A 26008-nucleotide genomic window follows, 5' to 3' on the forward strand; every position below is an offset into this window, starting at 1 on the left:
AACCGCTCGCTTGCCGATTAACGGAAGCTTTGCGCGCCGCCAAGGCTTTGTTCGGCGATTTGCACCAGTCTGCGCGTGATCGAGCCGCCGATTTTGCCTGCGTTGTACGTCGACAGATTTCCGTTGTACCCATCCGGAGAAAGCTGAATGCCGAGTTCTTGGGCCACCTCGAATTTGAGCATGTCGAGCGCGTGCGACGCTTGCGGTACCACCAATGTGTTCTTTGCCATTTGTAAAGCCCTCCTTTGATTTGGGATTGATGTTAATGTCACCAAATCAAACCAAAGTATGCAAGCCCGCATCATTTTTTTGGCGGGCTCGCCCGCGGGCGGAATCCGCGTTGCTCAAGGCACCGTTAAGGGGCATACACCTCGAAGCGCCAGAGCGAATAGCCGTACGCGGAGCCGCGCTGGACGCCGAGCATCCGGACGTACCTGGCGCTCGTCGCCGTGAACGAAATGTCGTCCACGCCGCCGTTGCCCGTACTGGTCGCGTAGACGTCCTGCCAGTTCGTGCCGTCGGACGAGACCTGGATTTTGTACGCTTTCCCGTAGGCGTTCTCCCAGCTCAGCCGGACTCGGTTCACCGTCTTGACCGCGCCGAGGTCCGCCCGGATCCACTCGTTGTCGTTATACTTCGAGCCCCAGCGGGTCGAGCCGCTGCCGTCCGTCGCGTTCGCGGCCGCGAGCGCGGCGGCGTAGGACGAGCTGGCCGTCGCGGCGGCGCCCGACGCGAGGTTCGGGCCGTATTGATGGATCGCTTCCAGCACGGCGTGCGCGGACTTCATCCGCTCGATCATCTCGGTGTACGGCTGATCCTGCTGATTGACGAGCCCGATGTTGTAATTCTCGGTATCCGCGCGCCCCGTTACGGGTTGGTCGTAATAAGCGTACCAGCCGGAGCCGACGAACAGCGGATTCGCGGCCTGGCTCTCCGCGAACGCCTGATAGGCGTCGCCCCGCTCCGCGATGCTGGTCGTCTTCGTCGGCGCGCTGATGTACGAGAGCCCGCGGTCGGAGGAGCCGAAGGAATGCTCCAGGTTCAGCAAGGGCTTGCCGTACGGCTCGTACCGGTCCATCCAGGCGGCGTCCCGCGTGTAACTGTCCACCGAGAAGGCGTCGACGTACGGCATGGCGCCTTGGTCCCACTCCAGGCTGGTCCGCCAGGTCGGCACGACGTTGGCGCCCATGAACAGATGGTTGGGGTCGTACTTCTTGATGACGGTCCGGACCGTCGAGAAATACGTCGCCGACGCCAGCTTGAGATACGCCGAGACGTCCGCGGCGGGCACCTTGGCGATGTCGATCGGCGTGTCCTTCAGCGCCTCGAACGACGAGGCGTTCGTGCCGAGCAGGCGGTTGACGGCAGCCAGATCGCTGTTGTGCCTCGGGGCCAGGAAGTCCACGAACGCTTGTTTCGCCGGCGAATCCGACTTATAAGCGAGCACGGACTTCACGATATCCGTCGTCCATCCCGCTTCGTTGTCGTACGTGTAGCCGATCAGCCATTTGCTCGCTTTCCCGGTCGTCAGCTGCGCCTTCAGCGCGCTCTCGATGGTCGGCGCGGCCTGCGGATCGAATACGTCGTACGACCACTGGATCCTTCGCAGCGTAGGAGGGTCCTGCAGCACCTGCACGTACGGGAACGCCACGCCCTTCGGCTTGGTCCACTTGCTGAACGCGTTGAAGCCCCATTGGATCAGGCGCTTCTTCGTGATGTCCTCCCACTTCGCCTCGAAATTGTCGCCGTACTTCTTCATCACGTTCGCCACGACGAAGCTGACGTACTCGCCGTTCGTATCCTTCGTATACGCGGGCGCGTACGCGGTCCGGTCCGGCAGCGCCTCGAAAATTTGCCGCGGCGTGCCGTCCGCCTTGAGCGTCGGCGTCTGGTAGCCGGGGTCCCACAGGCTGGTCGCGTCGACGCCTTTCATGATGAACGGATACCCGTCGGGCGTAATGAACCACCATTTCCCCCCGATCTGCTGCAGCCGGAAATAGCCCGACGCCTCGAACTGCCCCACGCTCTTGATCCCGCCGTAGGCATCGTACTTGGCCGGGTCGAGCTTGACGTTCGCCAGCGCGACGGCCTCGGTTGCGTATTCCTGCCGCAGCTGGGCGTCGGACGTCACTTTGCCCGGCCACGGGTCGTTGATCCACTGCCCGAAGCGATCCGCGATCAGGGCGTCTTTGTTCAATTCGGCCTTCAATTGCGCCACCGTGAACGGCGGAGCCGGATTTTGACCGGGCGTGCCCGTGCCTTCCGTAATTTCGAGCTCCGTCAGCGGAATGTGCTGGTAGGCCTGGGTGCGGCGGATGTCCAGCACGATGAAGCGCGCCGCCTGATTCGCCATCGGCACCGTGACCGCGTAATTCAAGTCGGTCCCCTGCTTGACGTGCCGGGTCGCGATGTAATACCCCGTCGCGGCCTCCGGCCGGTATTTGACGGTGATGTCCTTGAAGCCCCAATATTTGTTGGGCGCGTTCAGGACGATGCGAATTTGGTCGAGCGAATAATCCTTCAGCAAATCGATCATGACATGGACGGTCCCCGCGGACCCCGCGCTCCCCATCCAGCCGGCATAAGCCGCGGTCCCGTCGTACAGCACGCCTCTTGATGCGGCGATCAGCCCGGTCGCTTCCAGATCCGGAGAATTTCCTCCGTTCGGAGCGGGGCTTAACGCGTAATTGCCCGTTCTCAGCACTTTCCCCTCACCTCGGACTTTATCGGTCGGACTGAATACCGCCGTCGATGCCAAAGCCAACAGGAACGCCAACGCAATTTTGACAACCATTGCCCTTTTTTCCATCCGATCAAACCTCCTCTCTTCCTATATCGACCCCTCCCCCCGCAAAATTTGCCTTTATTTACCTCATTGTGTGACAAAACGTTTAAAATCGTTCCAAATCGCCAGGCGCGAGAGCGGTTCCGTACCGGCAAGCATGGCTTTGGGCTCGAAATTAGGCGGATCGTCCCGCTTTTCGGCCGCTTGCGCCATTACCTGACGCCCGCTTTCGCATACGGAATAGAAACGGCCGGCGCACGCGCGGCGATCATGAACGTACCGGAGGTGAACGGATGGACTTCGACCAGCCGCGGCCCCGCCGGACCCTCGGGACGAGTACCGTCTGAACGCCCGGCTGCGCGAAGGAGAAGAACCGGCCGCGGCCGATTTCGAGGACGCGCTCGAGCCGGATGAGCGGTTATACGCGGCGTACAGCAAATCGGGGCACTTCGATATGATGGCGTATTTGTTTCCGCCGCATTGAAGGCATTAGTTCTGAAACAGCCTGCTCGCCCACCAATCAGCCGATTTCGCACGCATCCCCTAATTCGACGTTTTCCTCCCCCGCTAACATCCTTTCGCGTACAGGCACTTCTAGGCCCGCGCCCACATAGAATGTAGAACAGTCCGGAAACGTCGGGGGAGGGCTTAGGATCTTGCCCGGCCATTACATCACGGGGGTGGCCGTAGTATGCCTGGATTTTTTGCCGCAATCGCGCTGTTCATCAAGCAACTGTCGCTTCTTGTCTCCTATGTCAAAAACAATGCTTTTCCCCAGCCGCTGACCGAAGAAGAGGAACTGCGGCATCTGCAGTTGATGGCGGAAGGGGACCAGCGTTCCCGCAACTTGCTGATCGAGCATAACTTAAGGTTGGTCGCGCACATCGTGAAGAAATTCGACAACACGGGCGAAGGACTCGAAGACCTCATTTCCATCGGTACGATCGGGCTCATCAAGGCCATCGAGAGCTTCCAGACGGGAAAAGGCACGAAGCTGGCCACGTTCGCGGCCCGCTGTATCGAGAACGAAATACTTATGCATCTCCGTTCGCTGAAGAAGACCCGCAAGGACGTGTCGCTGCACGATCCGATCGGCACCGACAAGGAGGGCAACGAAATCACGCTCATCGATATTCTCGGCACCGAGGCCGACGACGTGGCGGAACGCGTGCAGCTGAAGATCGAGAAGAGCAAAATATACAAAAACCTCGACATCCTGGACGAACGGGAGAAGGAAGTCGTCGTCGGCCGGTTCGGCCTCATCACCGGCGGGGAAGAGCGGACGCAGCGGGAAATCGCCAAGGAGCTCGGCATCTCGCGCTCGTACGTATCGCGAATCGAGAAACGGGCGCTCATGAAGCTGTACCACGAGTTTTACAAAGCAAAGAAGTAAGCGCAGGCGAGCGGAAGACGTTAGGGATATGGAAGCAACGAAAAAAGGAGCGGCGGCTGCCGCTCCTTTTTTCGTTGGGTTGCTTGCAGGCTTGAACGCGATTTCGTGCCGTTCCACTGCCGGCACGCGCCTGGTCGGGCAATCGAACCCGGCCAACCGATGCCGCCGCTCCGCGGCTCACCGCTTTCGCCCGATATACAGCAAATGCGAGGAAAGGCCGAGAATATGCGGATTCTCGGATTCGCTCTGGACGGTGCGCCTCGACGCCGAACCGGCCCCGCCCCGTTATCCAGGATGCGGCAGGACGCCGGAAGCAGCTGCCGGATGTGGCGGAAATTGATCTGGAATTCCAACGGCTCGCGATCGCGCCGCCCCCATTCGTCGAATGCGCCGTCATACGAGAGAATATCGCCCATGTCCGTACCGTCCTCCTTATTGGGATAGCTCCTCGCGGTCCGCCTCTCTTCGCGCATACATCCCGGGGCGCGCCGAATGAAGCGCGCTACCGCGAGCCCGGCCCTTCCTCGCCCGCGGCCTCGCGTTCGATCGCCTCCAGCATCGCGCCCGCGAACGAAGCCAGCTCTTCAGGGGACAACCCCAAGCCGGAATCCGCTCCGGCGTTCCCCGCATACGCCGCCAGGCACCGTTCGATGATCGCGCGATGAGCGGGCGGCACGATCGCTAACGCCCACTCGCCGCCCTCCCGCTTGGACGCGATCGCCGACTCGCGCGCATACCGCAGCGTGCGGCACAGGTTCAGCACATGGTACACGGGGTTGCCGGCGATCCCGTCGGCCGCTTCCCGGACGTCCGCCAGCACCGAAGCCAGGACGTGCCGGCGGCCGACCGGCCGGAACGCCTCCCGCGCCGGCGTGCCGTAGAGCGTCAGGCCCCGGGCATGCGCGACGGCGAAATGCGCGGCCAGGTCAGGATCCGCAAACCCGCCGCAAACGTACTGCGGGTCGTGTACGTAGCGATCGCGATGCGCCGCGGAATAGTGGCATTCGAACGGCGTCGGGAAGACGAAGTCCGCCGCCGCGTGCCCGTCCAGCACGATGCTCATCTCGAATCCCGCGCCGGCGCCGCCTTCGTCCTCGAGCCGCATCAGCCCCTCCGCGATCCGCCGGTACGCGGCGCGATCGCCGGGCTCGCGGAGAAGCGCGAGCAGATCGACGTCGCTGCGCGCCGGGTTGAAGCCGCCGAGCGCCAGCGAGCCGTGCGCGTAGACGCCGGTCAGCGTAGTCGGCCATTCCTTCCGGAAGAGACGCACCGCCCCGTCCAATACATGCTGCAGATCCTTGTTCATGAGCCAGCCGCCTCCCCTTCGATTCTAGAGTCGGGATGCCCGCCTCCATATTCCGCTATCGAAGCTCTTTAACCGGCGAAAGCCGCTCGCCGATCATCGGCGGCGGCTCCCCGTGCGCATGGACTTGGCGCGCAAGCAATCAATCGGCATGATTGTCCGATTGACCGTTTGCCCGCGGCTTGGACGGGTTTACAAATACCGCGTCGTGCCGTCGGTCCCGCCGACCACGACGGTTTCGGTCATGCGCACGAACAAGCCGTGCTCCACGACGCCGGGGATGGCGTGCAGCCGCCCGCTCAGCGCCGCCGGATCCGGAATGGCGCCAAATCGGCAATCGGCGATGTAGTTGCCGTTGTCCGAGATGAACGGCCGGCCGTCGGCCTGGCGGATCGCCGGCTGGCAGCCCAGCGCCTCCAGCTTCCGCACCGTCAGTTCATGCGCGAACGGGACGACTTCGACCGGCAGCGGAAAGGCGCCTAGCGTGCGCACGAGCTTCGATTCGTCGACGATCACGATGAACCGCCGGCTGTTCGCGGCCAGAATCTTCTCCCGCAGCAGCGCGCCGCCGCCGCCTTTAATCAGATTGAACGCCTCGTCCACTTCGTCCGCGCCGTCGATCGTCACGTCGATCGCGTCGATATCCGCGAACGGGACGATCGGGACGCCCAGCTCCCGGGCCAGCGACTCGGAGCCTTTCGAGCTCGAGACCGCTTGGATGCGCAGCCCTTCCTTGACCCGCTCCGCGATGCGATGGATGGCGAAGAACGACGTCGATCCCGTCCCGAGCCCCACCGTCATGCCGTCTTCGATATGCGTGACCGCTTCCGCGGCCGCCAGCTGTTTTGCATTCATGTACGTCACCTCTTGTTTCGTCGTCGTTGTCATGCCTATCATTCCCTGCTGCCGCCATTGTGCATCCGATCGCAAACGCGGGCAAGCGGAGCAAATTTCCAATCGCCGCAGGACGGGAACCCGTAACCTCGTACTTCAGTTCATTTCCGCGAGAAACGTCGCTTGCTGCTCGGTCCAAGCCGTCCGGTCGAAGGCCGCGTGCAGGCCGAGCTCGGCGATGAGCGTCTTGGGCACCTGCTTCTGCCGCACGGAGGCCGTGAACGTCTCCGCGAACAGCGAGGGCGCGACGCCGATCTCCCGGGGACTCGCCCAGTGGGCGACGTATTGCTCGCCGGCGACGAGCGGCGTATCGAATCCGGCCCGGTACCACGGATGCTCGCGCGCCTTGTCGGCTCCGGGCTCGTTCAAGCACACGTACAGCGACAAGCCGTCGCACAGCCGCAGGATGCGCAAATGCCGCTGCACCGTCGCCTCCTCCAGCGGGGCGAGCGCGGCCCGGATCCGCGCCTGCCGTTCAAGCTCATGCTGGCGAAACGCCATCATCTCCGGTTGATCGGAGGTCCGGATCGCTTCGAAATTCGCGTAATGCAGGCTGCACAGCAAAGCCGCGTAGGCGTTGCCGCGTTCCGTCTCGTCGATGCCGTCCCGGTAACACAGCAGCTTCGGCCGCAGCGGGTAATCCATGAAGGAATACGGGGCGCCGCTGCCGTCGTTCCAGATCGGCGTATCGTCCATGTTGATCCAGGCGCGGTCGTGCTCGTATACCGCATGCAGCGCGTCTTCCCGCCGCTCCTCGCCCAGGAAGAGATGGGCGTGGAACCGTTTGGCGATGTCGCCCGACAGTCTGGCGTGCTCGTGCTGGTGCGTCATGACGTAGGCTTGTTCCGTTTCGCGAATGATCATGATGGCTCGCTCCTCTCGGCTAATCGAATGGAATCCGATCCAAAACCCGGCCTTCGACGGGTCTACACCTTTGCCTTGCCGGCATACGTCCGTTTCAAACAAGCGAAGAGCACGGCGTCCACGAACCGACCCTTCTCGTAATAATAATCGCGCATATGCCCCTCTTCGCGCAAACCCGATTTTTCCAGCAGCCTTCTGGAGCCGTCGTTATCGGGGTCGATGAACGCCTCGATCCGGTTCAGGCCGAGCGCTTCGAACCCGTACGGAATGATGGAGGCCAGCGCTTCGGTCATCAAGCCTTGCCGCCAGTAGGCAGGGGCGAGCTCGTAACCGACCTCGGCTTTATAATGCCCCTTGGGCCATTCATGGAAGCCGCAGGTCCCGATGACCCGGTCGTCCCCCCGCAGCGTAATGCCCCAACGGATGCCTTCCCCGCGGTCGAACCGCCGCTGCCAGCTTGCGAGGAGCCCGGCCGCCTGCGCCGGCTCCTCGAAGCTGTCCAAATCGTAATAAGCCGTTACCTCGTCCAGCGAAAAATACGCGAACAGCTCGCCGGCGTCCTCGGCCCGCAGCTGCCGCAGGACCAGTCGTTCCGTCTCCAGCACCGGGAAATCGCGCCTTGTTGCCATGCTCATCCCTTGTCCCTTCTTTTTTCGCTTATGGCGTGCCGCCGGTTACGGCCGCGCGCTCAAAAAATAATGATAAAACGACTCGTCCCGCTCGTACCCGTTCCGTTCGTACAGCCGCCGCGCCGCGGCGTTGCCGGCCGCGGTCGACAGCTCCAGCCCCTTCGCGTTCGTCTGCTTGGCGTACCGGAGAGCCGCATCCAGCAGCAGCTGGCCGATCCCCCGCTTCCGGGCGTCCGGCACCACGAACAGGTCGTTCAAGATCAAGGATCTCGCCATCGAGATCGACGAGAACGCCGGGTACAGCTGCGCGAAGCCGACGAGCGCGTCCGTCCGGACGTCTCTCGCGGCGAAGACGATCGAATCCCGGTACTCGAACCGATCGAATAGAAAGGCGCGCGCCGCGGACGCGTCCGATGGTTGACCGTAGAATACCCGATATTGATCGAAGACGGCGGCCAGTTCATCCAGCTCGCCGATCGCGGCTTGAGTGACGCGAATGTCGGTCGTCATCGCCATCCTCCTTTTTTGTCCCCGCATCACATAATCTCTCGTTCTATCATCTACTAATAGGGAAGCTTGTTCGAAACGAGGTGATCGAATATGGCCCGTGCCAAAGCAGTTCGCCAAACGGATCTCGTCCTCGTCAGCTGGTCCCAAAATCCGCTGGTGTCGCGTTCCCCGCGCCGGATCTCCGCGCTGCGCGTCATCGGCAGCTCCTTCCCGTGCTCCGACCGGCTGACCGTGGGAACGCCCCTTCGTACGGCGCTGGTCTGTCTTCTGGATGCCGATAGCGGTTTCAAAATCGTCGTCTGGAAGCAAACGTCCGGCATCAGCGGGTACGTCCTGCTGCAGCGCAAACGTTGAAGCCATCAGGCATCCAAATTCGCGACCATGACGATGGACGTGCCGTCCTTCCGGACTTCCTCGAACCCGAAACGCCGGTACAAGGCCATCGCCGCGGCGTTACGGGGATCCACGCTGAGCGAGACCCGCTTCACCGACCGGCCGCGAAGCTCCTCGACGAGCCGGGCCAGCAGCGCCGTTCCGATGCCCGAGCCTCTGTGCGCGGGCAAGAGCGCCATGCCCAGCTCCGGCGCGTCGCTGCCGACATAACCGTAGCTCTTGTCGCCCTCCGCATAAAGCCGCGCCGTAATCGATCCGATCGGCTGTCCGTCGGGTCCGACCGCGACGCAGCCGGCATCGCCTTCCCTGCCCCAGCCCTCGACGTACTTCGCGAGCTGCGGCTCGCGGACGATCGCTCTGGCGAACGGCTCCTGTCCATCGGGCACGTGAAGCGATTCGTACAGCATCTCCCAGAGAAACGGCACATCCTGCGCGGCGATCGGACGAATGGCATACTGCCGCATGGCGTTCTTCTCCTTTTCGATGGATTTCGTAGCCTATCAGATCGATGCGCGAACGCATGCACGGCAGGACGATCAATCTATCGATTGTTTCACATTGCGCCTCTCGAAGCTTGCGAATCCGTTGCATTTTCGCTATAAAGAGATCAATCCCGCGATCCTTTGGAGGAATCGATCGATGTTCACCCTTGCTACCGCACGGCTTGAGCTTGTTCCGGCCCACTCCGGGCTTTCTCCCGACTATTCACCCTATGTGCAGGAACGCAAACATATCGTTCGCCATCTGGCCAAAGTGAAAGCCGATCCGGACGAGCTCGGCTGGGGCGTCTGGCTCGTCGTCGACCGGGCTGCCAACGAGGTCGTCGGCGATATCGGCTTCAAAGGCAAACCGGCCGAAGCGAGAACCGTCGAAGCCGGTTTCGGCTTCCTGCCCGCGGCCCGAAATCAAGGCTTTGCCACGGAAAGCGTCCGCGCCTTAATGGAGTGGGCGTTCGCGACGGGACGCGTGGATGCGGTCACCGCCGAATGCCTCGTCGACAATCAGGCCTCCGCCCGCGTGCTCGAGAAGCTGGGCATGACGCGCACCGGAAGCAACGCGGAGATGGTGTATTGGGCGCTGGCGGCTCCGACTGGCAATCCCGCTGCTACATAAATGCCGTTCGAGCGACTTGTAGGTTCGAATTTATCTGCATGGCCCGAGCATCCCATTGTCCCCGATCGACCAGCCTAAGAAAATAGCGGATTCGGATGAAAATTCGCATGAATCAACGGGCTTCAAATCGCAATCGACCCGACTTCATCCCCGCTTATGCTCGCTCCTTCACCCTCGTGCGCATCGCATAATCGTGGATCGCCATCCGGCCTTTCGTCGCGAACAGCACGACCGCGTAAAGGACCATCAGCGCATTCGGAAGGTAGATCAGGTACGGGTGAGACGGCTGCTCCACGTCCCACCACGGCTCGGGCACCAGGATGATCAGATGCGTCGCTTCCCAGGGCAGCAGCCGGATGAGCGTTCTGCCCAGCGCCCGCGGAAGGCCGATGGACGTCCCATGCTCCGCGGTCACGACTTCCAGACGAAGCAGCCGTTTGCCCAGCGTCTGCCGCCGCCATGTCTCGCACACGATAAAATACGCCCATACCGGGAGCGACATGGACCCCAGCACCCACGCTTCGATCTCGAAGCCGCGGTCGAGTCTATCGAACGGGAACCCGCCCGTCGCCCGATAGACGGCCAATTGCAGGCCGACGAGCGCCACGGCGAGCACCGCAAAATCCAGCCAATACGCGGCTAACCGCTTGAACGCAACCTTCATGCGGGCCTCCTTGACGTCGGTGAACCATCCCGTAATCGTCTCGTGCCGTTACTAAGCTGCCGATGTTGCCTATCCGTCCCCCACGCTCTCATGAGGTCGCTGAACTCCATGGACGTCGCGCGAATGAAATCCATCACCGCCTCCAACCGAAAATAAACCGGGCGCACGCGGGGTTCATGGCTTCCGTTGCGGAGCCAGCCAAGCTTCGTCTCCCGGTAATGCGTCACTTCTTGCCGCGTCAGAAACGGTGCGATCGCATAGCCCCTGGCGGCCGCGAGTTTCGTCAAGTGCGCTTCGGCGCCGGGCAGCGAACGGAGCAGAGCGAATTCCGTCCGGCTCATTTCCTCGTTATATCGCTTGCGAATCTCGTCCCGATCCCCTTCGAAGCGGCGCTCGAAATCCGCGTAAAGCGTCTCCGTCCAGCGCAGGTCCGCATAAATATGCGAAACATACCCCAACGCGAAATCCTTCCACGCCGGCTCCGAACGCTGCGGCAGATAGGCCAGGTACGCCTCCATGATCCTTTCCTTCGCCGGCAAGCTCCCGTTAAGGACGAGATGCGTCACGCCTTTCTCTTCCCTGGAAACCTGCCCTCTGGCATGAATCGCGTCGGGGGCGATGCAGCCCAGCAAGAGGTCCGGACTCGGATCGCCGCCTGCAAGCTCGTTGGAAATCGCCAGATGCACCATTGGCCAAGGCATGGTTGGAACCTCCTTTTCCCGTATCCGTTACCCGGTCGGTCATGCCTGTTCCCGCTTTCGAATCCGTTCAGCGATTACCGCTCATCCAACGACTTGCCGATCGGCGTGAGGATGCCGTCCATGCTGACCGCGTTTTTGGTTTGCCGGTACCGCTGCAGGTCTTCTTCGCCTTTATGGTTCGCCCAGTCCAGCAGCAGGCTGCGTTCGCCTTCGTACGCATAGAACGGCACGCTGTACCCGCAGGAGGTTTTCACCAAATCGATCTCCGCCGTGATGATCTGCCTGTAGCCGGGCAGCAAAGTGAAAGGCCGGGCAAGGTCCGCCCACTCCCCGGAGTCCGGCAAGACGACGCGTCCCGCCCCGTAGAGCCTCAGAATCAAGGGCTTTCCATCGAAAGCGACGAACATGAACGTGATCCGGCTGTTCTCCGTCAGATGCGCGCTCGTTTCATTGCCGCTCCCCGTCAGATCGAGGTAGGCCACCCGGTTCGGCGAAAGAACGCGCAGCGCGTCGTATCCCTTCGGCGAGATATTGACATGCCCGTTCGATGCGGCCGTTCCGACGAAAAACAGCTTCTGCGCGTGGATGAAGCTTTCATGTTCGGGAAGCATGGAAGCGTACGTTTTCCCCATACGATCACCCCGTCCTCGTTTATTTCCTCCAAAACGTCGTACAATCTTCCTTATCGCGGATGTTGAACGCCATGATGTTCGCAAGCAAAGCGTAATCAACCGGCTGGTCCCATCGGATTCGGATCAATCCCTTGGTCGTTTCGTACCCGGCCTGCGCGATGTCGTCCGCAAACGCCGCCATCGCGGCATTCTCGGGCGCGATCGCGAGATGGGTCTTGGCTGTGCTGAACCCGATGATGAAGGTGCCGTGATCGGCGAACATCGGCTGGTTCCACTTGATAAGAGGGGCTAAATGCGGGAATGTCGCGGCTGCGAAGTCCAGCACTTCTCTCGTCCGTGCCTGATGCTGCGGGTGCTGGATCCCCGCGAGATAATCTTGAAACGCCTCCATGATGTGCCCTCCTCTCGCGGCGCGCGGAACGACTTCCCGCACGGCGCGTCTCTTGTCGCATGAATAATACGATCATTATATCAAACCGACTAATTACTGGAAACGATAATCGTGCCGCGTGCAGGCCGTTGCCAGTCGCTAGCAAACAAAAAGGAGATTTCCCCGATCCGCGGTCGAAGAAATCTCCTGCTTCTGCCTGCTGCTGTCTGCTGCTATCGGAATGCCGAAGCCCGTTATGCCTTGCGCTTGTCTTAACCCGCCATATTATTGATGGTATCCGCCGGCGCGTACACGGAGACATGGTCCACCTTGCCCGTGTCGGCCGAGATGATGAAGCGCAGCTCGAACGTCTTGTTCGCTTCGTACGTGTAGATCGTGTCGGTGCCGTTCTTCGTGACCTGATCGGCCTTGCCGAGGGCGGCTTCGATCTGCTTCAACGTTAGCGTCCGCAGCTCCGGCGCGTCGGAGCGGACGTCGAAAATCTGGCTGCCTTTGTTGAAGCCGATAACCGCGTGCTTCTTCGCGTAGGTGGCATACAGCCCCTTGCCGGCCGAATCCGTCTTGTCGGACTTGCCCCAGTCCTTCTCGACGTCGTCGATCAAGCCTTTGTCCGCCGCGAACGGAATGCCCTTCACTTTCCCGTCCTTCGCCAGCTCCAGCATGGCTTTGATCGTTGCGGACGTTTGGCCGTCGGCGCCGGATGGCTCCGACGCGTTGCCCGAGGTACCGCCGCCGGTACTGCCCGACGGCTGATTCGCGCCGTTGCCGCTCGCATCGCCGCTCGCCTCGCCGCCGGCATTCGACGCGTCGCCGGCATTGCCGGCATTGCCTTGGTTCGTGCCCGTATTCGTGCCCGTATTCGTGCCCGTATTCGTATTCGGCGAATCCGCCGGAGGCGTGGCGTTGTTTTGCGAGGCGTTGCCGGACTCGTTCGCCGCGTTGTCGGAATGGGAACAAGCGGAGAGCAGCATGGCGCCGGTCAGCAGGACCGCGACGGCCAGCAGTTTAACGGTTGATTTCTTTTTCATTCTCTTCATCTCCAGTAAGTCGTGAATGGGGAACTACACCCTCTAAACGAGCTTGTGCTTGAAAATGTTTCAACCGTTAACTTGCGCCGGACCATGTCAGGCTATTCCGGGGCAGTATAATCAACCGCCTAGCTCGGTCAGCTTCCGCTGCTCGGTCCGGGTCAGCGTTAACGTTCGGGCCTCCGGTTCGTAGCGGAAAGCGTACACGGGGACGGTCTCCATGCCCGCCGCAAAGCCGCCAATAATGACGAGTTCGTCCGATTCGGCGATGGGTTTCTGCCCCGGCAGCCGTCCGATGCTGGCCAAGGCGCGGACGTCATCCATCCGGATGGAGACCGGGAACGCCCGGCCGTCCCGCACGCCGAAGAAATACGTTTCCAGCGCGTGGCAGTCCGTGTACCGGGGCGAATAAACCGCAAGTTCGGTACCGCCCAGCTTGATCGGCTCCATTTCCGCGGTCTCGTCCGTTGGCTGGACGATCTCGAAATCCGCCGGGAACGCGAAAATCGTAGACGTCTCGCCCTTGTGCGGCGTCCATCGCGCCTCGAAGGCGCCATGCCATCGCAAATCGGACGCCTGCCCGATGCAGCCCGGCGCGCCGAGCGGCGCGACGGACGCGGAGCCGCCGCTTGCCGGCTGCACAGTGAGCAGCCCGCCTTGCAGCCCGAATAAGGCGCGCACGGAATCGTCCGCTTGTTCGCCGTCCACGATGTCGGTTTCGCTATAACCATATGGATTGCCGTTGCTTAGCGACGCGGACGCCATCAGCATGCCCAGTATAGAGGCTGCCGCGATGCCCATAATCAACGCGATTCGGATGCGAACCATCTCCGCCCCCTCCCGAAATCAGTCTTATTCCCGCTCTTTCTCACGCCTTCTTAAGCTTACAATGCGCAAACGAAAACGGGAAGCGCAACCTGCGCCTCCCGCTCTGCATTCCGCCAAACCGACTCTCAAAACCGCTTCTCAAATCCGTTACAGTTCAAGTCCCAAATCCAAACATGCGTCCAGCGCCCGCAGGATGAGCGCGACCGACTCATCGCGCGTCGCGTTCGCGTTCGGCGCGAAGGTATGCTCCGCCTTGCCCTTGACGACGCCCGCTTCCGTCAAGGCCGCGATCGCCGGTTCCGCCCAGTGGCCGTTCACGTCCGCGAACGGACTGCCGCTCGCGGCTTTGCCGAAATCGATCACCCGCGCCAGAATCGCGATCATCTCGGCGCGCGTGATCGGCTGGTTCGGACGGAAGCTGCCGTCGCCGTACCCGTTAATGTAGCCCAGCGCTTTCAGCGCGCCGATGGCGCCATGCGCCCAATGATCGGCTTTCACGTCCGCGAACGACTCCGGCCCCGCCTCCCCGAGGCCCAGCGCTTTCGCCAGCATCGCGGCGAATTCCGCGCGCGTCACGTCCTTCTTCGGGGCGAACGAACCGTCCGCGTAGCCTTCGACGAACCCGGCTTTCGCCGCCAAGGCGATCGCCGATGCGCTCCACGAAGTGGCAGGCACGTCGCTGAAGGCGGCAGGGGTCGCGTCGGCCAATGCTTTGCCGATGCGGTCCTTTACGGACGCCCCGTCCACGGCGTCATGCAGCACCGGCGTTTCCGGCGTCGCAACCTGATCCGGATCGTCCGTTGCCGGAGGCGCCGGCGGCGTAATGATCGTGCCGGGACCGCCGCCCGAGCTGGCCGGGGAAACCGTAACCGTCAAATACTCGTTGAAGCCCCAGTAATAGACGCGCAATTTCGCGGTGCCCGCTTTGACCGCGGTGACGACGCCGTCCTTGCCGACCGTCGCCACGTCCGGATTCTTCGATTCGAACATCGCGAGATCCGTCACGTCGACTTCGCTCAGATCGCTCGTCGTCGCCGTCGCCTTCAATGGCTGCGTACCGCCGACCGTCATCGCGTGCAGGTCCGGCGTGACGGTCAAGCCCGTCGCGACCGGCGTCGCGTCCGAGTACGTCGCGATGACCGGAAGGTTTACCGGGATGCCCTTGTATTGGCCGACGATGTTCGTGCCGCCCTTGCGGTTCGTCCGCATGATCTTGCCGTCTCCCGTCAGGTCGGCGATCGTCGGATCGCCGCTGAACCATGTCAGATCCGCGTTGTCCAGCGTTTGTACGGTCGCGTCGCTGTAGATGGCCTTGACGACCGGCGCGACCGGCTGGTCCTCGGCGTCATCGAAGACGTAATGCGTCGGATCCGCGACGATTGTCATGATTTTCGGTTTGATCGGGTTCTTCGTGACCGTCACGTCGAACGCGATCGTATGACCGAAGTAAGTGCCGGTTACCCGCGTCGTGCCTTCTTTCGTGCCGGCGACGAAACGGACGTACGGCTGTTCGTCGTACACCGCGACAAGCTCGGGGTCCTCGATCTGCCAGTCGACGAACCCGGACAACGGGCCGACGTGCGATTGGCCGTCTTGATCCGCGACCGTTTCGTTCAAGCCGGCGAGCGAAGAGCCTTGCGGGTGGACGTCGACGCGATAGACGCCGTCTTCTTGGTCCGCATCGGACTCGATGCCCTGCAGGTCGACAACCTCGAAGTGAAGCGTGCGCGCGTAGGTCACGCCGAATTGCTCGTACGTGAAGACGGCGTCCGTCTCGCCGGTCGCCAAGGCCTCGAAGCCGCTGTCGTCATTCACCGCCACGACGCCCGGCTGCGAGAACGTCCATTGACCGCCGTCCGCCGGGAAAGTGTCGCCCGTCGTATCCAGCGCGAACGGCTTCAGCTCATACGGCGCTTGTCCCTTGTACAGCCGGAACGACGCCCCGTCGAAATACCAATTGAACTCGGACGTCCGGAAGCCGATGTCGAGCACGTCGGGCTCGCCGGGCTTCTCGGATACGGACACGTTGACGATCGTCGGCGTGAAGTCGCCGTACGAGACGGTCAGCGTCGTCCGGCCGAACTTCTGGTAGCCTTGATCCGGATTCGCGGTCCCGGTCGATTTGCCGAGAATGCCGACGGCGCCGTTGTCCTTGACCACGTCGGCAATGTCCGTGTCATACACCGACCATTGCGCTTGATCGCTCACGTCCTCCGTCGTGCCGTCGCTCTTGACGGCCAGCAGTTGAACGGGATAGGAAGAGCCTTTCTCCACCAGAACTTTCGTCGTCGACAGCAGCAGCGCATCGACCGTCGGTTCCGCCGCAGCGCCCTCGTCCGCCATGCGGACGTTGGACGAGAAGTCGCCGTCCTTCACCGTGACCCGCACCGCGACGACCGCGCCGTCCAGCGCCAGATGCACGCGCGTCGCCCCCGGCGCGACCGGCGTCAGGACGCCATCCTTGACCGTCACGACGCCCGCATCCTGCGTCGACCATTTGCCCTGCGCCGTGACGTTCGCGCTCGTGCCGTCCTCGTAAGCGGCCTGCACGGTTACCGCGTGAGGACCGTCCGTTACGTCCAGCGTTACCTGCGGTTCGCTTACCGTGACGCCGGTAATGCGCTTCGGTGCCGCTTCCGGTTGTTCGGCCGGCATGTCCCCGGCAGCGGCGACCTCGATCGTGACTGTTTGCGACTGGCCGCCGTAGGCGACCTCGACGGCCGCCGTGCCTTTGCCGACCGCCGTGAGCTCGCCCTTCCGGTTGACGGAGACGACCTGCGGATTAGCCGAGCGGTAGGCAGCGGCTGCCGTTTTGTCCAGCCGCTCGCCGTCCGTCATCACCGCTTCGACCGACAAGGCTTCCTGCTTCCCGATCTGCAGGCTTAGGGAACCCGGAGTAACGGTTAACGAGGTCGCCCTCTTCGGCTCCGCTTGCTTCACGATGACCGGGATGATGGCGATCTGATCGTTGTAAACCGCGCCGATTACGGCCGAACCCGCGGATTCCGCGACGATGTTGCCGTCGTTGCTGCGGTAAGCGACCGACGGGTCGGACGCGAGCCAAGCGTCGTCGCCGATTTGGGATGTGACGTCCTCGACCGTGCCGTCATTGTAGATCGCCTTGACGACCGGCTGCCGGACGGGCTTGCCGTCGGTGATTTCGACGTACGTCGGCTCGGCCACCAGATTCAGCACCTGGCTTGCGGCCGCCTCCTTCGTCACCGTCACTTGGAATGAAAACGGCTCGAACGCTAAATAACGACCGGTTATCGTCGTCGTGCCTTCCTTCGCGCCCGCGAAGATGCGGCCGGCATCGTTGATCGTCGCGATCGATTTATCGCCGACGGCCCATTCGATATCGGCCGTGACGTCGTCGGCGTTATAGTTCTGGCCGGTCCGCGGATCTTCGGAGTAGACGCCCATGATCGTGATTTCCTGATAGCTTCGCGGCGGGAGCGTCACGGGCGTGTCGAGGTCCAGCTGCTGCTGCATGTTCGGCGTGAAGCGCTCCAGCTTGATCGGGCCGCCGACGAATACTTGGACGGACGTGACGAGCAGCCCGTCGTCGTAGCCGTCTTCGCCTTCCTTGCCGATCGGCGCCGTGTATTTGTACTCGAAATAGATATAGGTCATCCCTTTGCCGACCGGCGTAATCACGCCGTTGGCGTCGACCGTGGCCACGGCTTCGTCGCCGGAATACCATTTGCCGAGATTCGTCACCTCGTACCGGTCCTGGTCGGGATATTCCAAATCCGCGTACATCTTATGCGGCGCGTCGGTTTCCATCAGCTTCAGGACGTCTTCCGAGAGCAGGAGCCCGAACAGCTGAAACGGGATCGGTTCCTTTTGCACGGCGACGGCGATCGACAACGTCGGCATGGTGCCGTATTTGACGCGGATGAACGTCGATTCGCCGGCCTTGACGCCTTTGATTATGCCGTGCGACACGGTGGCGATCGCGGGGTCGTCCGTGCTCCAGACGGCATCGGCCGTAATATCCCGCGTGGAGCCGTCCGAGAACGTGCCGTGCAGATGAACCGGATAGTTCGTGTCCGCTTCCACGAACACGTTCAGCGTGGACAGCAAGTACGTGACGAGCGTCGGTTCCGCTGGCTCCGCCTGCTGCGGCGCGTCTTCCGCGGCGCCCGTCGCAACCGTGACGGGCACGTTCACGACGGCGTCGCCGAGATTCAAGCGCACTTCCGTCGAGCCGGCGGCTTTCGCCGTAATGACGCCGCGGTTCACGACGGCGATCGCCGGATTCAGCGACGTCCAGACGCCTTGCGCCGTCACGTCCTTCGCCGAGCCGTCCTTGTACGTCGCGTCGACCGTGATCGCATGGCTGCCGTCCGGCAAAGCGAGCGTAACGTTCGCTTCGCTCGGCGTCAGCGATTCGAACTGCGCCGACGCGGCATCCTGTACGGCCGGTTGACCCGCGGCCGGAGCCGGCTCGGCGCCGATGCCCGTACCCGGCGACGCGTTCGCCAAGCTGCCGAACAACGAACCGGCGAGTAAAGCAAATACGAGCGTGAAAGATAAAGCTTTTGCGACAACCCTGCGATGATGCATAACGTTCCTCCTAGTTTTCATTTATATGAAACCATTTTCATAGAAGGTCATTCCATAAAAATAGCCCATAGTCGGTCCGGTTCGAATCTTCCGTCCATTTGACTTCAGCTCTCACGCCATGTTAGATTTAAATATTTACAGTTGAGATAATTTTCAGTTATTAATCCAGATCGATAATACGTGATCGTTAATCATTTATCAATAATAATTTTGCTAAAATTTATCAATTAATTGCTTGAGTCCTAATTTTTCAATACGAATATAGGCAGATAGATGCATATTTACTGAAAATTTTTGTTATTTATTAACGTTATTTCGGAAAACATAAATCGTTACGCTCTTACCATAACGTAAAGCGGAGGTCGAAGCTCACGCGAATTACTTCCCTTCGGGCAGCCGCGCCAATCACGGCTGAGCCTCCTTCAAACGCAAAAAAAGGAAGCGCGTATTGCGCTTCCATTCCGTGATCCGCCGTCCGGTCGAGGCGGCGCTATTAGCGTTGTCCCGCTAGCGTTGTCCGGCGATTTCCGCGAGCGTCACCGGCCGATTTTCTTTCATCGACAAGTACGCGCCGAACACCATTTGCATCGTCTTCAAGTTGTCCGCCACGCTGTTCTCCGGCTCGCGCTCTTCCTCGACGGCGCGCATCAGCTCGCCCATCGTGCCCATGAACGCATGCGGAAACCATTTGCCGTGCAGTCGCGGGGTGAACCAATAATCCTCGTGGATCGCGCGCGTGTGGAAGCTCAGCGTATCCTCCCGGCCGATCGGGTAGTTGTACAGCGAGCCGTTCGTGCCCTTGATGATGCCTTCCGTGCCTTCGAACCGGTAAGTGGCGTACCAGTCGTCCTCGCCGGCGATGTGATTGTGATTATCGTGAATCAAGCCGCGCGCCTCGCCCGGAAACTTGATATGCAGCAGCGTGCGCGTCTCGCCGACCGTGCGCTGGCCCGGGAACCGCGCCCCGTCCGCGTAGACGTACTCCGGCGTGCCGAACAGGAACCGAATCGCATCCATGTAGTGAATGCTGTGATACATGAATTCCAGCGTCGGCATCTCCCGCAACCAGCCCCAATTCGCGAAGTCCTGCTTCACGTTCACTTGAATCGTCGCCTGCAGCAGCTCGCCCAGCCAGCCGCGCCCGATGATCGTATGGCTCGCCCGAATGCTCGGCGACCAGCGCATCTGCTGATTCACCGCGCCTTTGACGCCATGTTTCTCGCACGCCTCGGCGATGCGCACCGCATCGGCGTACGATTCCGCCAGCGGCTTCTGGCACAGGATGTGCTTCCCTGCCGCCGCCGCGCGCTCCGCGATGCCCGGCTGCACCTTCGCCGGCACCGCCAAATCGACGATGCGCGCCTCGGGATCCGCCAGCAGCTCGTCCATTTCCCGGTACACCTTGCCGATCCCGAATTTCGCGGCCAGCTTCTCCGCGCGCTCCCGGTTCAGGTCATAGATTCCGACGACTCGCAAACCGCCCATCTCGTAAGCCGGCAAATGGCACGCTTCCACGATTTCGCCGGCCCCGATGATGGCGATGCCCATTTCTTTTTGCTGCGGCAATGCCGGACGATAGTCCAAATCCAGCCAATTGTACTTCTCCGCGCCCATGTAGGTCAGCACCTCCGACAGTGATTACAAACTCGGTCCGATGCGGTTAATGCTGAATTCCGTATGGCCCAGCACTTCCGCCTTCGTCCATTTTCCTACCGCGACTTCCACGATTTCCTGCCAAATCCGTTCGCCCGCCTGCTCCAGGCCGGCGCTGCCGTCCAGCATGTCGCTGACGTCGACGTCCATGTTGTCCTCCATGCGCCGGAACATCATTTTGTTGCCCGTGATTTTGATGACCGGCACGACCGCGGCGCCCGTCGGCGTGCCGCGGCCCGTCGTGAAGCAGACGATATGCGCGCCGCCGGCCGCCATGCCGGATACGCATTCGATGTCGTTGCCCGGCGAGTCCATGAAGTACAGTCCGTGCTCCGGAATGCGCGCCGCGTACTCGATGACGTCCTGGATCGGCGCTTTGCCGCATTTGCTGATGCAGCCGAGCGACTTCTCTTCGATGGTGGACAGCCCCCCGGCGATGTTGCCCGGGCTCGGGTTGCCGCCGCGCATGTCCGCGCCCATCCGTTCGACTTCTTTCTCGAAGCGGTCGACGATAAAGTACAGCTTGTCGGATACCTCCGGCGTCACGCAGCGTTCCGCGAGCAGATGCTCCGCGCCGATGATTTCCGTCGTCTCTCCGATGACGACGGAGCCGCCTTCCGCGATCAGCGCATCCGCCGCGGCGCCGAGCGCCGGGTTCGACGCGAGTCCGGACGTGGCGTCGGAACCGCCGCATTTGACGCCGACCTTCAATTTATTCAGCGGCACCGGCACCTTTTCCTGCTTCGCGAGATCCGCCATCATTCGTTTCGCGAGCTCCGTGCCGTGCGCGATCGCCTTCACCGACCCGCCGACCGATTGGATATCGAACACTTCGACCGGTTTGCCGGTCGTGCGGATCTCTTCCGCGAGCGCGATCGGATCGACGACCTCGCAGCCCAGGCTGATGATGATGACCGCGCCGACGTTCGGATTTTTGCCCGTGCCGGCCAGCATGTCGAACGTTCGCGTCTTGTCCGCGCCGATCTGGCTGCAGCCGTGCTGATGCGGAATGGCGACGGCGCCCGGCACCATGGCCATGATGCGGCTGCATACTTGGTTGGAGCAGATGACCGTCGGAATGATCAGCAGATGATTGCGGATGCCGATCTCGCCGTTCGGCCGTTCGTAACCCATGATCGTGCTTGCCATGTCAGTTCGTCCCCTTCGCGCCGAGGTCGCCGCGTCCGCGGATCCCCTCGATATTGTGTACGTGCACATGCTGTCCGATCGCGATCGGCGTGACCGCTCGGCCGATGACTTCCCCGTATTTGCGGACGTCGTCGCCGGCTTCGATGTTCGTCACCGCGATTTTATGGCCGAACGGGATGTCGTTCGCCGCCGTTACGTCTTGAAGCCCCGCCGCGCTGCGGTAGCCGATCGTTTCTCCTGCTCGAATCTCCCGAAGCGCCGTCGCGACGTGATCGCGCTCGTCCATGTACAGCGCGTCCGCGCCGATGGTAATCGCATGCTCCATCTGCCTCACCTTTCCTTCGTATCCTCGTATGGACTTCCGATGTTCAGTCCGGTATAGTTTCATTATAGAGCGTAAGAAACAGCAGCAAAATTGCGAAATTCGCTGGAAATATACCTTTTCTTGCACCAATGAAACGCTTACGACGGATAAGGAGATGATGGCGGATGGACCCGATGCGCAAGCAGTTCGCCGCGGATGCCGCGCTGCCGGTCGAGCTCGTGCTGCGCCATACGAAGAATTTGCAGGCCGAATTGCCGGATCATCTGCACGACTGGCTCGAGATCATCTACGTGCACGGCGGCGGCGGATCGTTCTTCATCAATCACACGTTCTACGAAATGCAGGCCGGCGACCTGTACCTCATCCCCGGCAACACGATCCATAAGACGATGCCGCATTCCGACGAGCCGCTCACCTCTTCGGTCGTGTTCTTCAGCGGGCAGTACGTCCAGGCTTCGTCCATCGGCATGGATGGGTATTCCTTCCTGCAATGCTTCGTTTCCGCGAGAGCGAAACGGAGCTATCGGCTCGAGCTGCTCCCGGAGGAGCGGGCAAGGCTCGAAGAGATGTTCGACGAGATGCAAAAGGAGCTTGCCGCCCGCGAGCCCGGCTATAAGCAAGCGATTCTGCTGCAGCTGCAGACGCTTCTGCTGCGCTTGAACCGCAAGATCACCCCCGGCGCCGCGAACGCGCCCTCGAACGGTTCCCGGCCGGGCTGGCTGCAGAACGCCCTCAACGAGATCGACGGCCGGCTCGGCGAGGAAATCGGCTTGGCGTCGCTGGCGTCCCGAGCTTCCGTGAGTCCCTCCTACTTCTCGCGCATGTTCAAGCAGCATACCGGCATGAACGTAACCGAGTACGTTATCGCCAAGCGCATCATGCATGCCAAAGAGCTGCTCGCGGATACCGACCGCACCGTCGCGGAGATCGCCGCGGCCTGCGGCTTCGAGAGCCTGCCGCACTTTTACCGCATTTTCAAAAAAATCGCCGGCGACACGCCGGCGCATTACAAACGCCTGCAATGAGCCGCTTGACCCGGCAGCAGGCGTATCCCGCGAGCCTCTGCCCTGCTGCGTATCCGGCCGCCCTGGCGAGGCTGCCAATCGAACCGCAGGCCGCATCGTTTCGTTTGTCGTTCTGCCAAAAAAACGCTGCCGAACGCGGAACCTTCTTCCGCGATCGGCAGCGTTTTTCGTTTGCTTCGCTTAGGATTACCTTGCTATGTACCTTCGCGGGTCATCGTACTTGCGGTCCGACGCCGCTCGCCGGGCCCGCTTACTTCAGATCCGCCGGGAATGCGAGTCCCTGCTGCTTCCTCGCCTCGTCCAGCACGTTCATGACGGCAAGCGACAGCGCGTGCGTGTTGACGGACGATTCGGTCTTGCCTTCACGGATGGCTGCCAAGAACGCGCGTGCCTCGTAACTCATCACGAGTCCTTCCTCCGTCGCGTCGATCTCCTGCGTACGGCCGTCCCGGTAGCGAACCGTCAGCTTGCGCGGCAAATTAATGGCATCGATCGTCAGCGTGCCGTCCTCGCCCTGAATTTCCGCCGGCAGCGATGAATTCGAAATCTTGGAGTATGCGATCACCGCCTCCATTTCCCGGTAGCTTGCGATCAGGCTCCCCTGCCCGTCCACGCCCGAGGCAAGCATCGTACCGCTGGCGGCAATGCGCTCCGGCGCGCCGAACAGCAGCACGAGCGGATAGATGCAGTAGACCCCGAGATCCATCAGCGCCCCGTTCGAGAATTCCGGCTTGAACGCGTTCAGCACCTCTCCGGCCTTATACGCGTTATAACGCGAGGAATACTGGCAGTAGCTCGCCGTGTAGCGACGAATCGGACCCAGCGTCGGCAGCAGCTCGCGAATCGCTTGGAAGCCCGGCATGAACGAGCTCTTCATCGCTTCCATGAACACCACGCCCTGCTCGCGGGCCGTCCGGATCACGGCCTCCAGCTCGCGCGCGTTCGACGCGGCCGGCTTCTCGCACAGCACATGCTTGCCCGCGCGCATGCAGAGCATCGCCTGCTCCGCGTGGAACGACGTCGGCGAGGCGATATAGACCGCATCGACCTCGGGGCTGGCCGCCATCTCCCCGATATCCGTGAAGGTCCGCGGAATGCCGTGCTTGGCGGCAAACTCCTCCGCCCGGTCCGCGGTCCGCGAATAAACCGCCGACAGCGCGAAGTCTTCCGTCGTCCGCGCCGCCTCGATGAATTGATCCGTAATCCAGTTGGTGCCGATAATGCCGAAACGCATCATGTCGGTAAAATCCCCTTTCGTCGTGTTCAACCCGCGACGGCCCCCGCGGCAACGTTCTCACGGTTAACCGTCAACCCTATCAGGCTTCTGTCATCCCGACTAGCCGCGTCTACAGCTTCATCCGGTAAAACGCCTTGTTTTCCAAGCCCCGCACCGGCGGCGTCCAAGCTTCGTGGCTCGCGATCGCGTCCAGCGCGTCCTCGATCATCTGCAGCTTGGCGTCCAGCGAATCGATATAGTGCAGCGCGACCGCCTCCGCGATTTGCGGTTGGACGGGGCTGCCCCATTCGCCGAGATTATGATGGGATAAGACCAAATGCTGCAAAGCCATGACGCGTTCCGAATCCGCGGGAATGCCCGACATGAACGCCGCTTCCGCGATCCAGAGCGACGCGAGCGAGATGTGCCCGATCAGTTTGCCGGTTTGGCTGTAATCCGACACGATGCCGAGCTCCGAGACCATTTCCTCCGGCTTGGCGATGTCATGAAGGATAATGCCCGCTTTCACGAGATCCGCATTCAGAAACGGCCGCTGCCGGCAAATAAACTCGCCCAGCTCCAGCATGCGCACGATGTGATAGGCCAATCCGGCATAATACGCGTGATGATGCGACTTCGCCGCCGGCGCATGCAGCAGCCGGTCCCCCGCTTTGTCGAGGCAGTACGCGACGATCGTGCGGATATCGGCGTCCGCGATGGCGTCCTTCGTCTCTTGAATGCGCGCCACGAGCGCGGCGGGCTCGGCCGGGGCCGCCCGCACGAAATCCGTCAGCGACACGCCGTCCGCATCCGTCGCCTTGCGGATCCGGTTGATTTTCACCTGCAATTTATCGCGGTACAATTGGGCTTGTCCTTGCACCTTCACGAGCGTCAGCGCTTTGAACTGCTCCTTGTCGCTTTCGGACGCATCCCACAGCTTGGCAGACACCTGCCCGGAGGCATCGGCCAGCGTCAGATTCATAAAATCCTTCGGCGGCGTCGTATTCGTCTGCTTGATTTCGCTTTCCTTGATCAGATAAAACCCGATAAACTCGTTGCCATCGCTGAGTTCTTTGATTGGCGTCATCCGTATCCCCTCCCGTATCCTGCTTACCCCGATCGACCCCATGCGAAAAAACCTTCGGACGGCACGCTTCATCCATCATACCATGAACGCTTTCGGCCAGTCGCCCTGTTTCGAACGTTGCCGGGCGGCCTTTCGTATCGCCTTCCGTCGCAGCGAAAGCTGTCGAAGTTTCGGTTTTTTCTTTCATAGACATCGGGGATTTGTTGGTGTAAAATTTTAAAAAAATACATCACGAAGGAAGTAATCCAAATGGACCTTGCGCTCGTCAACGAACGGATCGAACTTTATCGCGGTTTGCTCAATACCAGCGCATCGCACGCGATGGCCTATGCCGATTTATTGAAGATCAGCCAAAAGCTCGACGAACTCATTAATCTGCATTACTCGCTATCCATACCGTCCCGTGACCTGACGCAATAACCGAGATCGAGACGCCGGACACGCCTTCGCTATTCTCCTAATCGATCATATATAGAAAAAGAGGGCCGTTGATTAATCAACGGCCCTCTTCCTGTTGCCACCCTGAAAACTGGATACGAACCTTTGCGAAGGTCTTGCTTAGCTGAAGCGATGTACCTTGGATAAGCCCTCGACCGATTAGTATTCGTCAGCTCCACGCATTGCTGCGCTTCCACCTCGAACCTATCTACCTCGTCGTCTTCAAGGGGTCTTACTAAATTGGGAAATCTCATCTTGAGGGGGGCTTCACGCTTAGATGCTTTCAGCGCTTATCCCGTCCGCACTTGGCTACCCAGCGGTGCTCCTGGCGGAACAACTGGTACACCAGCGGTGCGTCCATCCCGGTCCTCTCGTACTAAGGACAGCTCCTCTCAAATTTCCTGCGCCCACGACAGAT

Annotated in this window: 26 protein-coding genes and 1 rRNA gene; 5 read left to right on the forward strand and 22 right to left on the reverse strand. The window is 61.2% G+C overall.

Annotated elements, in window-relative coordinates; translation table 11 throughout:
* Positions 1–17 precede the first annotated feature (17 nt).
* Complete coding sequence (locus BMZ79_RS31670; RefSeq protein ID WP_090648723.1) at positions 18–230, reverse strand: alpha/beta-type small acid-soluble spore protein; 213 nt, start codon at positions 228–230, stop codon at positions 18–20.
* A gap of 125 nt (positions 231–355) precedes the next feature.
* A complete protein-coding gene (locus BMZ79_RS31675) occupies positions 356–2809 on the reverse strand; it encodes a discoidin domain-containing protein (protein ID WP_090648725.1) in 2454 nt (817 codons plus the stop codon).
* Positions 2810–3476: 667 nt separating this feature from the next.
* Here BMZ79_RS31675 and sigK point away from each other — a divergent pair.
* On the forward strand, positions 3477–4178 hold the full coding sequence (sigK, locus tag BMZ79_RS31680) for an RNA polymerase sporulation sigma factor SigK (RefSeq protein ID WP_090648728.1): 702 nt from the start codon (positions 3477–3479) through the stop codon (positions 4176–4178).
* 20 nt (positions 4179–4198) lie between these two features.
* On the opposite strand, the gene BMZ79_RS34040 is transcribed toward sigK, so the two are convergent.
* The 6 genes from BMZ79_RS34040 to BMZ79_RS31705 form a co-directional block, all read right to left on the reverse strand.
* Positions 4199–4594, reverse strand: a complete 396-nt coding sequence (locus BMZ79_RS34040; RefSeq protein ID WP_143089189.1) for a hypothetical protein — start codon at positions 4592–4594, stop codon at positions 4199–4201.
* Between the two features lie 86 nt (positions 4595–4680).
* Positions 4681–5484: an aminoglycoside adenylyltransferase domain-containing protein gene (locus BMZ79_RS31685; protein ID WP_090648731.1), complete on the reverse strand. Its 804-nt coding sequence runs from the start codon at positions 5482–5484 to the stop codon at positions 4681–4683.
* 189 nt (positions 5485–5673) lie between these two features.
* Entirely contained in the window at positions 5674–6336 is a 663-nt protein-coding gene (rpiA, locus tag BMZ79_RS31690) for a ribose-5-phosphate isomerase RpiA (RefSeq protein WP_090648780.1), read from the reverse strand.
* A gap of 135 nt (positions 6337–6471) precedes the next feature.
* Positions 6472–7239 carry a DUF3891 family protein gene (locus BMZ79_RS31695; protein ID WP_090648733.1) on the reverse strand — a complete coding sequence of 256 codons (768 nt, stop codon included), beginning with the start codon at positions 7237–7239 and terminating at the stop codon, positions 6472–6474.
* A 62-nt stretch (positions 7240–7301) separates the two neighbouring features.
* Positions 7302–7868, reverse strand: a complete 567-nt coding sequence (locus BMZ79_RS31700; protein WP_090648782.1) for a GNAT family N-acetyltransferase — start codon at positions 7866–7868, stop codon at positions 7302–7304.
* A 45-nt stretch (positions 7869–7913) separates the two neighbouring features.
* Entirely contained in the window at positions 7914–8378 is a 465-nt protein-coding gene (locus BMZ79_RS31705; protein WP_090648785.1) for a GNAT family N-acetyltransferase, read from the reverse strand.
* Positions 8379–8468: 90 nt separating this feature from the next.
* On the opposite strand from BMZ79_RS31705, the gene BMZ79_RS31710 reads away from it, so the two are divergent.
* Entirely contained in the window at positions 8469–8732 is a 264-nt protein-coding gene (locus tag BMZ79_RS31710) for a hypothetical protein (RefSeq protein WP_090648736.1), read from the forward strand.
* Positions 8733–8737: 5 nt separating this feature from the next.
* On the opposite strand, the gene BMZ79_RS31715 is transcribed toward BMZ79_RS31710, so the two are convergent.
* On the reverse strand, positions 8738–9235 hold the full coding sequence (locus BMZ79_RS31715) for a GNAT family N-acetyltransferase (protein ID WP_090648740.1): 498 nt from the start codon (positions 9233–9235) through the stop codon (positions 8738–8740).
* Between the two features lie 19 nt (positions 9236–9254).
* Here BMZ79_RS31715 and BMZ79_RS31720 point away from each other — a divergent pair, with 19 nt between their 5' ends.
* Positions 9255–9884, forward strand: a complete 630-nt coding sequence (locus tag BMZ79_RS31720; protein WP_256253287.1) for a GNAT family N-acetyltransferase — start codon at positions 9255–9257, stop codon at positions 9882–9884.
* 154 nt (positions 9885–10038) lie between these two features.
* Here the strand turns inward: BMZ79_RS31720 and BMZ79_RS31725 are convergent, their stop codons facing one another.
* The 10 genes from BMZ79_RS31725 to BMZ79_RS31770 all read right to left on the reverse strand — a co-directional run bounded on the left by BMZ79_RS31725 (position 10039) and on the right by BMZ79_RS31770 (position 21824).
* Positions 10039–10548: an RDD family protein gene (locus BMZ79_RS31725; protein WP_090648742.1), complete on the reverse strand. Its 510-nt coding sequence runs from the start codon at positions 10546–10548 to the stop codon at positions 10039–10041.
* Positions 10545–11249 carry a zinc dependent phospholipase C family protein gene (locus BMZ79_RS31730; protein ID WP_177222456.1) on the reverse strand — a complete coding sequence of 235 codons (705 nt, stop codon included), beginning with the start codon at positions 11247–11249 and terminating at the stop codon, positions 10545–10547. The genes BMZ79_RS31725 and BMZ79_RS31730 overlap by 4 nt, the downstream gene beginning before the upstream one ends.
* 74 nt (positions 11250–11323) lie before the next feature.
* The gene (locus tag BMZ79_RS31735; protein ID WP_090648745.1) at positions 11324–11881 is read right to left on the reverse strand and encodes a pyridoxamine 5'-phosphate oxidase family protein; all 558 of its coding nucleotides are present in this window, start codon (positions 11879–11881) and stop codon (positions 11324–11326) included.
* Positions 11882–11900: 19 nt separating this feature from the next.
* The gene (locus tag BMZ79_RS31740; RefSeq protein ID WP_090648747.1) at positions 11901–12272 is read right to left on the reverse strand and encodes an iron chaperone; all 372 of its coding nucleotides are present in this window, start codon (positions 12270–12272) and stop codon (positions 11901–11903) included.
* A 251-nt stretch (positions 12273–12523) separates the two neighbouring features.
* Positions 12524–13300, reverse strand: coding sequence for a YjgB family protein (locus BMZ79_RS31745; protein WP_256253288.1), 777 nt, complete (start codon positions 13298–13300; stop codon positions 12524–12526).
* A gap of 120 nt (positions 13301–13420) precedes the next feature.
* Complete coding sequence (locus BMZ79_RS31750) at positions 13421–14128, reverse strand: hypothetical protein (protein ID WP_090648751.1); 708 nt, start codon at positions 14126–14128, stop codon at positions 13421–13423.
* A 147-nt stretch (positions 14129–14275) separates the two neighbouring features.
* Positions 14276–18628, reverse strand: coding sequence for an S-layer homology domain-containing protein (locus BMZ79_RS31755; protein ID WP_218154855.1), 4353 nt, complete (start codon positions 18626–18628; stop codon positions 14276–14278).
* 576 nt (positions 18629–19204) lie between these two features.
* Positions 19205–20323 carry a Gfo/Idh/MocA family protein gene (locus tag BMZ79_RS31760; protein ID WP_256253289.1) on the reverse strand — a complete coding sequence of 373 codons (1119 nt, stop codon included), beginning with the start codon at positions 20321–20323 and terminating at the stop codon, positions 19205–19207.
* Positions 20324–20335: 12 nt separating this feature from the next.
* Entirely contained in the window at positions 20336–21499 is a 1164-nt protein-coding gene (locus tag BMZ79_RS31765) for a UxaA family hydrolase (protein WP_090648759.1), read from the reverse strand.
* 1 nt (position 21500) lies between these two features.
* Positions 21501–21824 carry a UxaA family hydrolase gene (locus tag BMZ79_RS31770; protein WP_090648761.1) on the reverse strand — a complete coding sequence of 108 codons (324 nt, stop codon included), beginning with the start codon at positions 21822–21824 and terminating at the stop codon, positions 21501–21503.
* Positions 21825–21988: 164 nt separating this feature from the next.
* Between BMZ79_RS31770 and BMZ79_RS31775 the strand changes: the two genes are divergently transcribed.
* Positions 21989–22849 (forward strand): AraC family transcriptional regulator, encoded by an 861-nt coding sequence (locus BMZ79_RS31775; RefSeq protein ID WP_090648765.1) that lies wholly within the window; start codon positions 21989–21991, stop codon positions 22847–22849.
* Positions 22850–23099: 250 nt separating this feature from the next.
* Here BMZ79_RS31775 and BMZ79_RS31780 read toward each other — a convergent pair whose 3' ends face one another.
* Positions 23100–24086 (reverse strand): Gfo/Idh/MocA family protein, encoded by a 987-nt coding sequence (locus tag BMZ79_RS31780; protein ID WP_090648767.1) that lies wholly within the window; start codon positions 24084–24086, stop codon positions 23100–23102.
* Between the two features lie 109 nt (positions 24087–24195).
* Positions 24196–25152, reverse strand: a complete 957-nt coding sequence (locus tag BMZ79_RS31785; RefSeq protein WP_090648770.1) for a 3'-5' exoribonuclease YhaM family protein — start codon at positions 25150–25152, stop codon at positions 24196–24198.
* Between the two features lie 249 nt (positions 25153–25401).
* On the opposite strand from BMZ79_RS31785, the gene BMZ79_RS31790 reads away from it, so the two are divergent.
* Positions 25402–25572 (forward strand): Spo0E family sporulation regulatory protein-aspartic acid phosphatase, encoded by a 171-nt coding sequence (locus BMZ79_RS31790; RefSeq protein WP_090648771.1) that lies wholly within the window; start codon positions 25402–25404, stop codon positions 25570–25572.
* Between the two features lie 157 nt (positions 25573–25729).
* Here BMZ79_RS31790 and BMZ79_RS31795 read toward each other — a convergent pair.
* Positions 25730–26008 (reverse strand): 23S ribosomal RNA (locus BMZ79_RS31795); the annotation flags it as partial.

The organism is Paenibacillus sp. UNC496MF (assembly GCF_900113915.1).
Classification (GTDB): Bacteria; Bacillota; Bacilli; order Paenibacillales; family Paenibacillaceae; genus Paenibacillus_Z; species Paenibacillus_Z artemisiicola.